Here is a 15,607-nt window from a genome sequence, read left to right on the forward strand (position 1 = left end):
CTTTTCCCTCCCGATTTGGGTAGCAGCTGGCAGGGCTGGTATGAGATAGTAGGGCATATCGGCTGAATGACATCCTAACGTGAATTGAAACTCTTTTTTTTCAGCTTAATTGATAATGATAATCGTTATTAATTTAAGTGGAAATTGAGAAAAGAATACTTCGTATAGGGACGGAATTCATTCAGTTGGCAACTACGCTAGAGCGTGCTCAATACTGGAAAGGGTGGATTACGAAATGAAGAAGGTTTTAGTTTTGGCCATAGTATGCATGGTGTTCGTACTGTCAGCTTGCAGTAGTGCGAAGACAACAGGAGAAAAGGGAGAGAACGGTCAAGCAACATTCAAAATGATTGAGAATGCTAAAGGAGACAAAATCAAATTGCCGCTTCATCCAAAGCGGATTGCAGATTTATCGGGATCAACGGAAGAACTGCTGCTTCTGGGGATTAAGCCGATTGCATCAGCAAATGCGGATTATGGAACCCGGGGAGTATTCACGCCTACAATTAAGGACAATCTCGACGCCGATACGATCAATTTGGGCTGGTATGCCGAGCCGATTAATATAGAGCTTGTTACAGCCGCTGAGCCGGACTTGATCATATTAGGGTCACTGTTCAATGAAGACTTGTACGAACAGTTGTCGCAAATTGCGCCAACGGTGGTTGTTCCGCATCCTTATTATGCCTGGAGGGAACGATTTGCCTTTCTGGCCGATCTGTTTGAAAAAAAGGATGTAATGGATAAATGGCTTGTGGAATATGAACAGAAGGTATTGGATTGGAAGGAGAAGCTATCGCCGATTATACAGGATGAAAGCTTTGCTATGATTGAGACCTATCCGAAAAATCTGGTGGCCTATTCATCTACAGGCAGTGCGGAGTTGATCTATAAAGACTTTGGCTTCAAACGCACAGAGGGGATTCCCGATCCTGAACATTGGGGAGGCCGGGAGATGAGTTTGGAAGGACTCACTGCTATTAACCCGGATAATCTGCTGCTCATGGAGAACAGCGAGAACAAAATGAGTGATAGTAAAGTATGGAGCAATCTAAAGGCCGTTCAGCAGAACAATGTATATCGGATTACAAATATTGATAACTACAATTATTCCTATACTGCCATGGGCAGGATGCATCTGCTCGACATGATTGGGTCACTTATTTTGGAGAAGCACAAGAAGTAAGCTGATTCGTTCTCATTTTGGTCAAGTCGGCGGGTAATAATGAACCCAGTCAGGCTGTTCAATCCTAACGTAAAGGAGTTATTGCCATGGATTTGAAATCTGAATTATCGGGATTGCTGCAAGTTACCGCAGAGAAAAAAGGGCTTCTGTCCGTGGCCGTCATTTTCTCGACGATCTCCAGCTTGCTGCAGGTGGCCCCTTTTGTTGCGGTATATCAAATTGTGCAGGAGCTTTTTCTCCATGCTAACGATCCGTCAGGTATAGACAAGAGCCTCATTATGTATTGGGGATTTGCAGCATTGGCAGCGTTAATCGGAGCTCTCATCACGCTCTATATTGGCGGTATGTGTTCGCATATTGCGGCCTTCGATATTTTATATCGATTAAGAGTTCGTCTTGCTGATCATGTGGCCAAAGTTCCCATGGGATATCATACAAGAACTGCGACCGGAGAATTGAAAAAAATCATCGAGGTCAGTGTCGAGAAAATTGAAAAATTCATTGCGCATCAGCTTCCGGATACGGTCAGCGCCATCATGATTCCTTTGCTGTTAATTGGTTATTTGTTCTGGCTGGATTGGAGGATGGCATTGGTACTGCTCATACCGATAAGCTTCGGCTACTGGCTGCAAACCCGAATGTTTGCAAGCGAAAGCGGGCGGAACACATACCGTGATTTTCAACATGCGGTGGAGGAAATGAATGCAACTGGTGTTGAGTATGTACGCGGCATGCCTGCTGTCAAAGTGTTCGGTATTAAAGCGGACAGTTTTCTGACCTTCAGGTATGCAGTCGAGCGCTATCGGGATATATCACTTCGGATAACCGACCTTTACAGAAGGCCGTACGGTTTGTTTTTTCTGGTGGTTAGCTCGCTGTTCACATTCATCATTCCAGCGGGACTAGCGTTTGCTTCCAATACGCCCGGCAATCTGGCGTTTACGGTTACCTTTGTACTGTTTCTGCTTATTACTCCAGGAATGGCAGTGCCGCTGCTGAAGCTGATGCAAGCTGGGAGTGGCTTGCGGGAAATTGTGGAGGGCTACAAGCGGATTGAGACTGTGCTTGAGGAAGGGATTGTCGAAGAGCCTGCTGTTCCGAAAGACCCATCTTTCTATGATATTGTGTTTGAGCAGCTTTCTTTCGCCTATGAGCGGAGCGAGAGCAAACATTATAAGCCTGTTCTCAAGGATATTGGTTTTGTGGCCAAGGCTGGCGAGATGACTGCACTTGTTGGTCCTTCGGGCGGCGGCAAATCTACAATTGCCCAATTGCTGCTGCGATTTTGGGAGATCAACGAAGGTCTTATTACGATTGGCGGCGTTCCGATTCAAGAGATCGGAACGGAGAAGCTGATGGACCTCGTATCATTTATTTTTCAGGATGTACATCTCTTCTACGATACAATCGAAGCCAATATCCGAATGGGCAATATGACGGCATCCAAGGAAGCTGTTACAAAAGCCGCGACCATGGCTCGATGTCATGAGTTTATTGAACAGCTTCCGCAAGGCTATGACACCATGATTGGGGAAGGAGGCACTTATCTATCAGGGGGCGAAGCCCAGCGGGTCTCTATTGCTCGGGCACTGCTCAAGGATGCTCCGATTTTAGTACTGGATGAGGCAACCGCCTATGCGGATGCCGAAAATGAGTACCTAATTCAGCAGGCTTTGGCTAAGCTGGTGCAAGGGAAAACAGTGCTTATTATTGCTCATCGGTTATCTTCTATACGGGCGGCAGAACAGATTCTAGTTATTCGACAAGGAGAAATTGTAGAGCGTGGGACTCATGACGAGCTTCGTGCTTTACAGGGACTATATGAGCAAATGTGGAAATCCCATATTAGTGCTGCTTCATGGAAGCTAGGGGCGGGACGGGCCACAGCTAGGGACTCAGCAACTGCAGAAGCTTCTGGAACAACCGTAATTGCTGAGAGAGCTGTAGCTGTTTCTGCATCTTCCAAAGATACTATTGCGGAAATACATCATGCTTCTGATGGAAGGAGGGGGAAGCCGTGAAGCAATATCTGATGAATCTGTCAGGTGGAAATCCACGTACCCTTATCCCTTCGGCACTTGCCGCTATGTTGGATGGCGTGGTCAAGATTGTCCCCGCTGCCCTGCTGGCAGATCTATTTCATACGTTGTATACCTTCTATACGGAGCCGGGTACTGCGTGGAATACCTGGCGGCTCTGGATGGTGGCGGCTGTACTGATTGTTTGGCTGCCTGTCTCCTATGCTGCATATTCATTGCTGTACAACAAAGCATATAGAGCGGCGTACAGCCTGGCTGCTACGGGTCGGATGAGTCTGGCTGAACATTTGCGTCGTCTCCCATTAGGTTATTTCGGTAAGCGCGATCCGGCGGATATGACTAATCTGCTTTTAAGCGATTACGCTCAAGTCGAGCATACGATATCGCATAATGTGCCTCAGTTAATCAGTGCAGTGATGCTGCCTTTGCTGGCGTTTGGCGGCTTGCTGCTGTTGGATTGGCGGATGGCACTGGCGATGTTCCTGGCAGTGCCAGCTGGCTTGCTGCTGCTTTGGCTGACGGACGCGCTGCAGGTGCGTTTGAGCGAAGGGCACATCCGAGCTAAAAATGAGGCGGCCAACCGGCTGCAGGAATATCTGAGCGGCATTCAAGAAATCAAAGCCCATAACATGGGGGGCAAGCGATTCGAACGTTTGCGTCTTGCCTTTGACCAGCTGAAGCGGGCTTCGATTCGGCTTGAAGGGTTAATGGGCCCGCTCATTTTGGGAGCGACACTGCTGACCCGCTCGGGCATGACGATCATGATTGCAGCAGGAAGCGCTTGGCTTGCCGGAGGGACGCTTTCTTTGACCGCCTTCCTGCTGTTTTTACTTGTAGGCACCCGCATCTTCGACCCGCTGACCGCCGTATTGATGAACTATGGGGAGATTCGCTATTCCGCTTACAGTGCCCAGCGCATTATGGATATTCGGCGGGAGCAGCCGATGCCGGGAACGGGAAGTATTGACGAGAATGGCGCGATTGTATTCGACCGGGTTACCTTCGGTTATCGGCCAGAAGCACCTGTTCTGAAGGAGCTGTCGTTTAGGATTCCGCCGCAAAGCATTACAGCCTTAGTGGGACCGTCGGGCAGTGGGAAAAGCACAGTTTTGCGCTTAATCGCTCGCTTCTGGGACGTCCAGCAAGGTGCTATCCGCATTGGGGAGCAGACGCTCGAACAGGCCAATGCTGAGCAGTTGTTATCGCATATGTCGATGGTCTTTCAGGATGTATACCTGTTCCAAGATACCATTGGAAACAATATACGCATCGGCAAGCTGGATGCAACGCAAGCAGAAATTGAAGCAGCGGCCAGACGTGCCTGCTGCCATGAGTTTATTTCAAGGTTGCCGCAAGGGTACGACACCCCGGTTGGCGAGGGCGGCTCCACCTTGTCCGGCGGCGAGAAGCAGCGTATCTCCATTGCTCGCGCACTGCTCAAGAATGCATCCATTGTGCTGCTCGACGAAGCAACGGCTTCGCTTGATCCGGAAAATGAAGCTGAGGTTCAGCAGGCCATTAATGAGTTAGTCGCAAGCAAGACGGTCATTATGATCGCCCACCGTCTGATGACCGTTCAGCATGCAGACAAAATTCTGTTTCTCGAGCAGGGCAGGCTTGTAGAGGAAGGCACGCATGACGAGTTATGCTCCAAGGCTGGACGCTATGCTAGCTTATGGAGCCTGCAGCAGGAAGCGGCAGGCTGGCAGCTCAAATAAGAAAAATTCGGAGATTTTCTGATATAGGCAGCTCGCAGGCTTATTGATTTTTGCTTATGAGTGCACTGCTGAGTAATGAGCAACTAGAATTTTTGAAAATCTATTTTATTCTAGGCGATTTGATATGCTATCAAACAGAAATCCCCTTCAAAGGAATTGAAGGGGATTTGATGATTTATTGGTAGTTTTTAAACACATAGTTCGGTCCAACTGAGAGAAGGAGTTGTTAAATGAAATTCAAACGGATGAATTGTTTTACGGTTGCCTTTGCGAAGAAGGCATTGGAGCTGCAGCACTCATCGATTTTAATGAAAACGGTTCCAAAAAGCTAAGAATGACTGTAAAAGTTTAAAAATGTCTCACTACATACTAGGTTACTCATACGGTAAGCTAATGGTAGTCCTTATATTTACAGTTCTTCCATTATGAATATTTAGGGGTGATGTTGGAATCCTCTTCGCTGTCTGGTTGCCAAGCAAGCTAATGGTATAAGCCGAACCTAAGAAATGGGAGGTAATAATTATGCGTAAAAGGTTTTTAAGTTTGTTCTTGTCAGCAACGATGCTGCTGTCCGTCCTTATTGTATTCAATTCCTCTACATCAGCCGCGGATCCAATCATTAGTTCTGGAAATCCCATTTTTACTAGTATTTTCACCGCCGATCCTTCTGCTCGTGTGTGGAATGACGGACGTATTTACGTGTATGCGTCACACGATATCTTTCCTTCCAGAGGAAGCGATTTGATGGATAAATATCACGTCTTCTCGTCGGACAATATGGTCGACTGGGTGGACGAAGGAGAGATTCTGAGCGCGGACGATGTGCCGTGGGGACGGCCGGAAGGGGGCTTTATGTGGGCTCCGGATGCCGCATACAAGAACGGAACCTACTACTACTATTTTCCGCATCCTAGCGATACGAATTGGAATAGCTCTTGGAAGATCGGCGTGGCAACAAGTGACAAGCCCGCCAAGGATTTTGAGGTTCAAGGGTATATACAGGGGCTTCCTGGCAGCAATTTGATTGATCCTAACGTATTCCGCGACGACAACGGAACCTATTACCTGTATGCCGGGGGAGGAGGTGCCAGCTACGGGATGAAGCTTGGTGCCGACATGATGTCGATAGATGGTCCCGTCAAGCAGTTCACTGAGCTGGAGGATTTCCACGAGGCTACTTGGGTGTTCAAGCGGGGGAGCATTTATTATTTAATGTACTCTGATAACAATCCTGGCGCGAACCGGATGAGGTACGCCACCAGCAGCAATCCGCTTGGACCATGGACCAACCGCGGCGTCATATTGGATCCGGTATTCGGCAGTGAAACTTCGCATGGGTCCGTTGTGGAATACAAGGGGAACTGGTATATGTTTTATCATAATGCGAAAATCTCCTCGAACGGTACGCTGCGTTCCGTCGCCGTGGATCGGTTGTATTTCAATTCTGACGGGACAATCCAAAAAGTCATACAGACGTCCGAAGGTGTACCAGCTGTTGGACCGCGATCCACCGCTACCGAGGTCAAGTACTACGATTTGATTAACGAAAGCTTTGACGCATATACACAGAAAACGGAGTATGCCATGAATATGAGCAACGTATCCATAGGAGGAGGGGCGACCCGGTCCGGTGCAAATGTTGAAAATATGCATACTCAAGGCTCCTACATTCAGTTGAATGGAATTAACGGCGGCGCAGGCGGGAAAGCGCTTCTTACCGTGCTCTATTCTTCCGGGGACAGCGGGTCAGCCTTTAAGGTAGATGCGAGCGGCGACACGGCCGGAGACGGTTATTTTCTTTCTCTTCCTGGCACGGGAGGGTGGGGCAATTACACCGGCCGAACAAACCGTCTCATTGATTTGAATTCGGGCACGAACAATCAAATCCGGCTAAGGGGCGGTATGGGAGGAGTCAACGTATCGCGCGTCATCGTTTCCTTGATCCCGCAAACGACGCAGGAAGCGGAATATCCGATGAGCGGAGCTAACGTGTCCGTAGGGGGAGGGGCGACGAAGTCGGGTGGAAATATTGAAAATATGCATATCCCGGGCTCCTACTTCGAGTTGACTGGGGTTGCCGGTGGTATGGGCGGTCAGAAGCTTTTAACCGTGGTTTATGCTTCAGCGGACGCCCAAACAACCTTTAAAGTGAACGCCAGCGGCGACCAGTCGGGGAATGGCTATTCGCTTACTTTGCCTGGCACGGGAAGCTGGAGTAACTACACCGGTCGGGCCAGCCGCATCATAGATTTGAACACAGGCAACAGCAACGTTATTCGGGTGAGCGGGGGCATAGGCGGAGCTAACGTGAGCCGAGTCATCGTCTCGTCGATTCCGTAAACAGGAGTTCGCTAAAATAACAAAATAATTGCTTAATCAATAAGCAGGATGGGGGCTGTGATAGGTTACTGGTTGGTGACCTGTTGCAGCCCTCTTTGGGCTTTACGTTCAACATTAAAATTAAGCAAGTGTTGTAATCGAGAGTGGGTGGCAACGCAATTATCCTTGAAAAAGCAACGCTATATCAAATTTTTGACCACCCGAATACCGGCTGTAAAATCTTGCGAATATAATAAGCCATTATCGTCATTGGGGTCCAAGAGCTGCGCTTGTTCTGGATGTATTGATCATTGATAATATAAGTCCGAGTGGAAGTAGGGCTCTTCAGACCAAACGTTTCCCACTTCGCCGGATCATTCGAACCTTCGAGTCTTGCAAGCATATTCTCCGACTCACTATTTATTTTAGCCGGAATTTGCTCGTAGGCTTGGGCGATTTGCACATGAAATTCGTCGATCGGATTGCGGCTAGCAAGGCTCTCCAAGTGGATGCCTTCGCGAATGTAAGAAACGTATGCTAGATGGTCAGCCCAGCACTCGTCGATATAAAAAAGTCGTACACGCTGCTCCGAAGGGCTCATCGGCTTCTCGCCTTTCAAAATTCCGAGCCTCTCCTCGTATAGAATTCGCCTCTGATCCTCCACCATATCCGAATAACAGTTCAGTTCCTGGCGGATATGAAAGTTTTGCCCCATAGCAACGCGCTGAATATGCGCGATTTTGCTGCGGAGCCCCGGCTTTTCGAGAGCCTCATCCTGCCTCAGATTGCGAAACGCTTTATCGATGCCGAACTGAAGCAGCAACTCGTCCTCCAAGCTTACGAAAATTACGGAAGCTCCCGGATCGCCTTGGCGGCCAGAACGTCCGCGCAGTTGGTCGTCGATCCGAACGCTTTCGTTCACATGTGTACCAATCACGTACAACCCACCTAGCTTGGCGACAGCTTCTGCTTGCGTGGGGTTGCCGCCGCCGAGCCGAATGTCGACGCCACGGCCTGCCATATTCGTAGACACCGTCACGGCCCCGATTTCTCCTGCTTTGGCTATGATCTCAGCTTCTTTTGCATCGTTTTTCGCATTCAGAACATGGCAAGGTACATTGGCAGCGGCTAACGCCTCCGCCAGCATGTCAGACTCCTCGACGCTTGATGTACCAATGAGAATCGGACGACCCGTCGAATGGACGGATATGATTTCTTTTACAAGTGCCTTGAGTTTGGCTAATTTATGAGTATAAATCCGGTACGGATGGTCAATCCGTATGTTTGGCCGGTTCGGCATAATTTGTACGACCTGCAGCGCATAAATTTCTTCGAATTCCATTGCGGAAGCGTACGCGGTAGCCGTCATCCCGCAAATCTTCGGGTATAGGCTAAGGAAGTGTTGAAGGGTGATCGTCCCGAGAATTTCCCCGCCGGATATCGACTGCAGCCCTTCTTTGGTCGCAAGTGCAGCTTGCAGCCCGTCCGGCAAATGCCTGTTCTCCGCCACGCGGCCGGTATATTCGTCGATCAGCTCGATTTTACCGTTCCGGACGATATAATCGACGTCTTTTTTCAATAACAATTCCACATGCAGCGCGCAATTTAATGACGTTAACAAATGACTATTATGGCTATCGTACAAATTGCCGCATCCGAGCAGCGACTCCGCTTTCGCAGAGCCTGCTTCATTTAAATATACGTTCCGCTCGAACTCGTCGAAGTCGAAATGCTCTGCTTGCTCGAGGTGCCGAGCCACTTCTGCGAAACGAATGCCGTCGTTGCTGGAAGAGCCCGACTCGCCGGCGATGACTAGCGGCACCCGCGCTTCGTCGAGAAGCAGTGAATCCGCTTCGTCGACGATGACGTAGTGGAAAGGACGATGTACGGTATCGGCTTCGCCCAGTGCGATCGTGTCTCGCAAATAATCAAATCCCGCCTCCTTGGCTGTAACATAGGTTATATCCGCGGCGTACGCTTCACGTTTCTCGGACAGGTTCATGCCCGCTTGAACCGAGTTTATCGTTAACCCTAGGAAACGATAGATTGGGCCCATCCACTCCGCATCTCGATTTGCCAAATAATCGTTGAAAGTCAGCACATGAACGCCTTCGCCTGTCAGCGCATTTAGATAAGCAGGCATAACAGCAGAGAGCGTTTTTCCTTCACCAGTATGCTGCTCGATCAAAAAACTCTCGTGCAGAGCAATGGCAGCGATGATTTGGACGTCGTAAGGCTGTAAACCGAGCGTTCTTTTTGCTGTCTCACAGACTAACGCATAAGCATCAACAAGCAGCTCATCCAAAGGCGTACCCGATTTTGCTTTCTCTCTCAGCCGGAGGGATTCTGCTTGAAGCTGCCCATCGTCCCATGCTTCCAAATTCCGTTTCCTAATGAGCTCCACTTTGTCCTGATAGACTTGTAGCTTATGCTGGGTATCGCGGTCTTTGAATTTTTGCATCAGCTTGGCGGCTATATTCATAGAAATTGGATCTCCCCTCGGTAGAAATTCGATTAGTTTTGGATAATATTTGTGCTGATCTGTCACCTAATAGGTTTAAATCCACTTCATATAAGCAAAACCATATACTGCACTTACCGTCATCACCGTACTCCAAAAAGCAAAGCTGACCGCCATCCAGCAGAGGATGAGTTTGGATAAGCTTTGAGCGTGACCCATTGCTGCCACTCAGACCAGACACTTGGAGTAGTAATATAATCGAAATAAATGGCTGATTGTAAGTTACGGCAAATTTGAGAGCAAACGTAATCGAAGGGGAGTAGTCTCCTTTCTCGATAACCCTACTGTCTGTGGAGTCGCTCCAATGACATTTGTTAAGTCTTGCTGCAACCGTCTGAAGCGCGCCCTCAGTCCACGATCGTTGTTAACAAGCATACGAGGGACCGTCTCTAGTTAACGGTTAGGAAATATTGTAATTTGTGTATTGCAAAATGTAAATCATATATTGCATTCCAGTGGCGTAGTGTGTCTGAAAATACTTTGATTAAGCTTCGTGTTGAGTACGAATATAGTACATATTTTTCTGCTAACCTTCCACTGAGTTTTTTATTTCATGTGATTACATATTTATCCCCCTTAATTTGTTCGCATTCAACTAGCTGCGAAAATCGATGGCATTTTGGTAGGCAGATTCCCCTTTTAAGTAGACAATATGCTCAACAATGAATGGAATACTATCGTCTCTATTTTTATATTTTCAGGTTAATGGAAGCATGGTAATATAACGAATAATAGGCTTTATTTCAATTATTTTACAAAAATAGATTGAGTGAAGGGGGCAACGATTTATTATGCTAGGCAAATGCATAGGCATTGGCTCCAGCTGTGAGGTGCATGAGTGGGGCGAGGAGGGAAAAGTAGTAAAGTTGTTTCATGCTGGCACGCCATTGGAGGCTGTTCAGCTCGAATATCGGAACAGTTCTGCTGCTTGGGCAAGCGGACTGCCGGCAGCGCGCCCGTTCGAGCAAGTCGTGTGGGATAACCGCCTTGGTATCGTCTTCGAGAAAGTAGTGGGATCGACCTTTGTGAATCGTTTTTTTGAACAACTGCATGCTTTTCATGAAATTGATTTTGACGATGTAGATAGCGATTTAAGAAAATTTGCTCGCGTCCTGTATAATATTCATAAAGGAGATATCAGCGGGATCGTTACTGAGCAAAAGGAGCATTTGAAGGTAATCATCGGTAGACCCTCCTTGCTGACGGAAGACGAAATAACTGCCCTCCATGCTTATGTGGATCAGTTGCCTAATAAACGAATGCTATGCCACGGCGACACGAACGTCAATAATCTCATTTTACGAGAAGGTATACCAGTTATGATCGATTGGATGCATACCGTAATCGGCAACCCGGCGGCGGATATCGCGGAAGTATGCGTGACGATCCTGTATGCTGTGCTGCCCCCAGAAACGCCGCCTGACGTTAACGCATTCTTTGAATTCTCGCGGCAGACAGCTTACCGTATATTCGTCGATGAATATTGCAAGCTGTCTGGCGCGACAGAAGATGAAATATTCCCTTGGTACGTTCCCGTCGCCGCTCGTCAGCTCGCATCGGGCGCCTTATCAGACGTACAAGCGGAAAAGCTTGTTGCTTTGATTAGGGATAAGCTCAGTATCGTGCTTTAGCGAAGAGGGCTGTAACAGGTTAAGGACAAGTTTACGATTGGAAGTCATTTTCAGAGCATGACTGCAAGCTAGAGTGTTATTATTCTATCGTGTGACAATACACGTATATAAAATATTGCAGAAAATTATGGTAATATAGTTTTGATAGATTACCATTTTAATTTATGGAGGCGCTTACTTATGGACCAACAGTTGCAGCAAGAGGGGTACTTCGGGGAGTTCGGAGGAAGCTTCGTTCCACCGGAATTGCAGGAAGTGCTAAACTATTTGAGCGAGCAATTTTACAAGTTCAGGGAAGATCCGGACTTTCAGGAAGAGCTCAGCTATTACCTGCGTGAATATGTTGGCCGCAAGAGCCCGCTGACGTATGCGGAGCGGCTGTCCAAATCATGGGGAGGACCCAAGATCTACTTAAAGCGCGAAGATCTGAACCATACTGGTGCGCATAAGATCAACAACGCTATTGGCCAGATCCTACTAGCCAAGCGAATGGGCGCCAAGCGGATTATCGCCGAGACTGGTGCGGGTCAGCACGGAGTTGCGACGGCTACGGCTTGCGCAATGTTTAATATGGAATGCGTCATCTATATGGGAGCTGAAGATATGCGCCGCCAGGCGCTCAACGTGTTCCGGATGGAACTGCTCGGTGCTACTGTTGTGCCGGTTGATAAGGGGCAGGGTCGACTGAAGGACGCCGTGGACGAAGCGCTGGGCGATCTGGTTCGCAATTATAAAAATACATTTTATTTGCTCGGTTCTGCGGTTGGTCCACATCCGTTTCCGACGATGGTTAAGCATTTTCAAGCGGTCATCAGTGAAGAGTCGAAGCAGCAGATTTTGGAGAAGGAAGGTCGTTTGCCTGATGCGGTAGTAGCCTGTGCGGGCGGCGGCAGCAATGCGATTGGAGCGTTCGCTCATTACATCGACGAGCCTAGCGTTCGTTTAATCGGCGTTGAACCCGATCAAGCACCGACCTTAACGGAAGGTGTTCCGGGCATGATTCACGGCTTCAAATGCTTGGTACTGCTGGACGAAGAAGGAGAGCCGCGGAAGACGTATTCGATCGCCGCGGGGCTCGATTATCCGGGTATCGGGCCGGAGCATAGCCACTTGAAGGTGACAGGGCGCGCCGAATATGCGACGGTTACCAATGAGGAAGTGCTGGAAGCATTCCAAGAACTTTCTCGTACGGAAGGAATTATTCCTGCACTGGAGAGTGCGCACGCAGTTGCCCATGCCAAGAAGCTGGCGCCAACGATGGATCAAGATCAGATCCTGATCATTAACCTTTCCGGACGTGGAGACAAAGATGTCGAGCAAGTATTTCAGATGATTAAATAATAACAACTGTCGGCTGCATCTATGCAAGATCGGCTGCGGCACGATGAAAACAATCATGATTATAAGGATGTCATCTAGAATTTGGAATAGCAGACCGGGAGCCTCCTAAGTGGAGAGACTCCCGGTCTTTGTTATATAATTGGCAGAAGCGCTCCATTGAAGATTGGAATCACACCATATACTATAGATATGAAGGCTAATAGAGCAATCTAAGGCTAAAGGTTCCATAATGGATTACATAAATGAACGAAAGAGGCGAGTCAAAATGAATAACATCGTATCGTTGGAATGGCTAAAGGAGAAACTCGGTGAGCCAAAACTTGTCATCGCGGATTGCCGTTTTCGTTTGGACGATCCCGATGCGGGGCCCAGAGCGTACGAGGAGTCCCATATTCCGGGGGCTGTTTATATGGATCTGGAGAAGGATCTATCCGGTGAGGTCGAGGAATATGGCGGACGCCATCCGCTTCCCGATATTTTTGCAATGACAGTGACGTTCGCCAGGACGGGCATAAGCAACGATTCGATTGTGGTCGCATATGACGATCAAGGCGGAGCGATGGCTTCTCGGCTGTGGTGGCTGCTGAAGTATATGGGACATGAGCAGGTCTATGTGCTGGATAAAGGCTTCTCTGCTTGGGTCAAAGAAGGGTTGCCTGTATCGACTGAGAACAAAGTGGCGCAGCCTGCGACATACCTTGCAACGGTGCAGCACAATATGCTAGTTGAAATGGATGAGGTTAGGGAGCTGCTTGGCAGCGAGGGAGTAACGCTTATCGACTCGCGCGAAGCTCCTCGCTACCGCGGAGAGGTCGAGCCGATCGACCGCGTTGCTGGCCACATTCCAGGCGCGATTAACCGTTTCTGGAGAGAGGGTCTAACGGAATCCGGCGGTTGGAAGGACGTCGCCGCTCAAACCGATCGGTTCCATGATCTGGACAAGAACGGCGAGCTGATCGTGTATTGCGGATCAGGCGTCACAGCCACACCAAACGTCATTGCGCTGCAGGAAGCAGGCTTCACGAAAGTGCGCTTGTATGCGGGAAGCTGGAGTGATTGGATTAGTTTCTCTAACAACCCCATCGCCATCGGGGACGAAGAAGAACGGTTAGAAGGATAACAGTACTCATTCGATGAATACATCGCCTTGCAGCTTGTAAGCTGCGGCGATGTATTTTTATATTGTGAACGCAACACGAGGAACCTTTGTCCGTAATTGGCCAGCGTCTTGATTAGACAACGTGACGTTTCTATGATATGGTGTGGTTTACAGATAGGCATTCCACTTTCCGAAGTGGGGTGCCTTCCTGTATATTTACGGAGGTTTTACATTAAATGTATTGTGCCGTAATCGGCAGAACATGGAGGTGGTGATGCTATGTTTCGCTCTTTATCCCCTATCGGGGAAGATTCTGCGACCAAGGAACCAGCGCAAAGATCTTTTAATAAAGAGGAGAGAGTTAAGCATGACAACATTTATGCAAGCAGAGAAACGTACACATTTGAATACATCAGGGCTTCGTAATCTACGTAAATCAGGACGTCTGCCTGGTATTGTGTTTGGTAGAAATGTAGAAAATAAGATGGTTCATATTTCAACGATAGAATTTCATAAGTGGTTGAAGCAAGGTGCATCTGGTTTTATCGATATACAGCTTGACGGGAAAGATTCGGTGTCCGTATTGCTTGAGGATCTCCAGCGAGATCCGGTAACGCGTGATTTGATTCATGTTGATTTCCAGCAAGTGCAGAATAACGAAGTCGTATGCACAAAGATTCCGGTAAAATTCATAGGCAAGCCAATCGGATTGAAGCAGGGCGGGATTGTACAACTTCAGTCCGAGTTTATTGAGGTAGAAGCATTGCCAAGGCATTTGCCGTCGGTGATAGAATATGATATCAGCGGCATGAATATCGGTGAATCCGTCTATGTGAAGGATTTGGATTTGTCATCAGAAGTTACACTTATTTCCGGTAAAAACGAGTTTCTCGTATCTGTAGTGAAGCCTTAACTCATCCTATTAGGGGCTTCAACTATTAAAAACACGTCGTATCTGCAGCTTACCTGCTGGTACGACGTGTTTTTGCGTAATTTGACATCTTCCTCCCGTTCTTAAGGACCATTGACGGCGCTTGCAGATTATCCCCATAATAGAAAAAGGTGTTACATAATTTTACAGTTGGGAGAGGGTAAAATGTCCAAACGCGTGCTTATTCTAACCGGCGACGGCGCAGAGGTTCTGGAGGTTTATTATCCATTCTATCGGTTGAAGGAAGAGGGCTACGAGGCGGTGATCGCTTCGCCGAGAAAGAAGACATTGAATACGGTATGCCACGACTTCATCGAGGGATGGGATACTTATTCGGAGAAGCCAGCTCATCTGCTGCCGTCTGATATAGCCTTTGCGGACGTGGAGCCTGCTGACTACGATGCCTTGATCATCCCAGGCGGACGCGCTCCTGAGTTCATCCGCAACGATCAAGATCTTCCGCGAATTGTCCAGCACTTTCTGGATGCGGACAAGCCTGTAGGCGCGATTTGTCACGGTGCTCAGGTATTCTTGGCGCTGCCCGATCGTTCCTACTTCAAAGGCAGAACGTTAACGGCATACAATGCATGCAAGTTAGAAGTTGAATCACTCGGCGCAGAATATGCAAGTGAGACACTGCATGTAGACGGAAATTTAGTATCGGGTCACGCATGGCCTGATCTTCCTGGATTTATGCGGGAATTTCTAAATCTGCTTGGCCGGACGTCAAACAAGGAACTAACCTCAACCACGAACTAATTCTTAATACAGCGAATATGCATTGCCTTTCAAGTGTTGGCTTGCATACGAATAGAAGAAGGA

At 48.2% G+C, this 15,607-nt stretch carries 10 protein-coding genes; 9 read left to right on the forward strand and 1 reads right to left on the reverse strand.

Features of this window, described 5'->3' with window-relative positions; translation table 11 throughout:
- The first annotated feature begins 235 nt into the window (after positions 1–235).
- From AC0VYE_RS03070 to AC0VYE_RS03085, 4 genes are all read left to right on the forward strand, one after another.
- The gene (locus tag AC0VYE_RS03070) at positions 236–1,186 is read left to right on the forward strand and encodes an ABC transporter substrate-binding protein (RefSeq protein ID WP_475445964.1); all 951 of its coding nucleotides are present in this window, start codon (positions 236–238) and stop codon (positions 1,184–1,186) included.
- Positions 1,187–1,272: 86 nt separating this feature from the next.
- Positions 1,273–3,207, forward strand: coding sequence for an ABC transporter ATP-binding protein (locus AC0VYE_RS03075; protein WP_475445966.1), 1,935 nt, complete (start codon positions 1,273–1,275; stop codon positions 3,205–3,207).
- On the forward strand, positions 3,204–4,943 hold the full coding sequence (locus tag AC0VYE_RS03080; RefSeq protein ID WP_475445968.1) for an ABC transporter ATP-binding protein: 1,740 nt from the start codon (positions 3,204–3,206) through the stop codon (positions 4,941–4,943). Before AC0VYE_RS03075 ends, AC0VYE_RS03080 begins: the two co-directional genes overlap by 4 nt.
- Before the next feature lie 522 nt (positions 4,944–5,465).
- Positions 5,466–7,283 carry a family 43 glycosylhydrolase gene (locus AC0VYE_RS03085; RefSeq protein WP_475445970.1) on the forward strand — a complete coding sequence of 606 codons (1,818 nt, stop codon included), beginning with the start codon at positions 5,466–5,468 and terminating at the stop codon, positions 7,281–7,283.
- Positions 7,284–7,467: 184 nt separating this feature from the next.
- On the opposite strand, the gene AC0VYE_RS03090 is transcribed toward AC0VYE_RS03085, so the two are convergent.
- Positions 7,468–9,744: a preprotein translocase subunit SecA gene (locus AC0VYE_RS03090; RefSeq protein WP_475445972.1), complete on the reverse strand. Its 2,277-nt coding sequence runs from the start codon at positions 9,742–9,744 to the stop codon at positions 7,468–7,470.
- 830 nt (positions 9,745–10,574) lie between these two features.
- Here AC0VYE_RS03090 and AC0VYE_RS03095 point away from each other — a divergent pair.
- The 5 genes from AC0VYE_RS03095 (at position 10,575) to AC0VYE_RS03115 (ending at position 15,544) form a co-directional block, all read left to right on the forward strand.
- The gene (locus tag AC0VYE_RS03095) at positions 10,575–11,414 is read left to right on the forward strand and encodes a phosphotransferase family protein (protein WP_475445974.1); all 840 of its coding nucleotides are present in this window, start codon (positions 10,575–10,577) and stop codon (positions 11,412–11,414) included.
- 180 nt (positions 11,415–11,594) lie between these two features.
- Complete coding sequence (gene trpB / locus AC0VYE_RS03100) at positions 11,595–12,755, forward strand: tryptophan synthase subunit beta (protein WP_475445976.1); 1,161 nt, start codon at positions 11,595–11,597, stop codon at positions 12,753–12,755.
- 265 nt (positions 12,756–13,020) lie between these two features.
- Positions 13,021–13,875 (forward strand): sulfurtransferase, encoded by an 855-nt coding sequence (locus tag AC0VYE_RS03105; RefSeq protein WP_475445978.1) that lies wholly within the window; start codon positions 13,021–13,023, stop codon positions 13,873–13,875.
- Positions 13,876–14,221: 346 nt separating this feature from the next.
- A complete protein-coding gene (locus tag AC0VYE_RS03110; RefSeq protein WP_475445980.1) occupies positions 14,222–14,767 on the forward strand; it encodes a 50S ribosomal protein L25 in 546 nt (181 codons plus the stop codon).
- A gap of 183 nt (positions 14,768–14,950) precedes the next feature.
- Complete coding sequence (locus AC0VYE_RS03115; RefSeq protein WP_339206579.1) at positions 14,951–15,544, forward strand: DJ-1/PfpI family protein; 594 nt, start codon at positions 14,951–14,953, stop codon at positions 15,542–15,544.
- The last annotated feature ends 63 nt before the right edge of the window (positions 15,545–15,607 follow it).

The sequence above is a fragment of the Pristimantibacillus sp. Z349TD_6 genome (genome assembly GCF_056173205.1).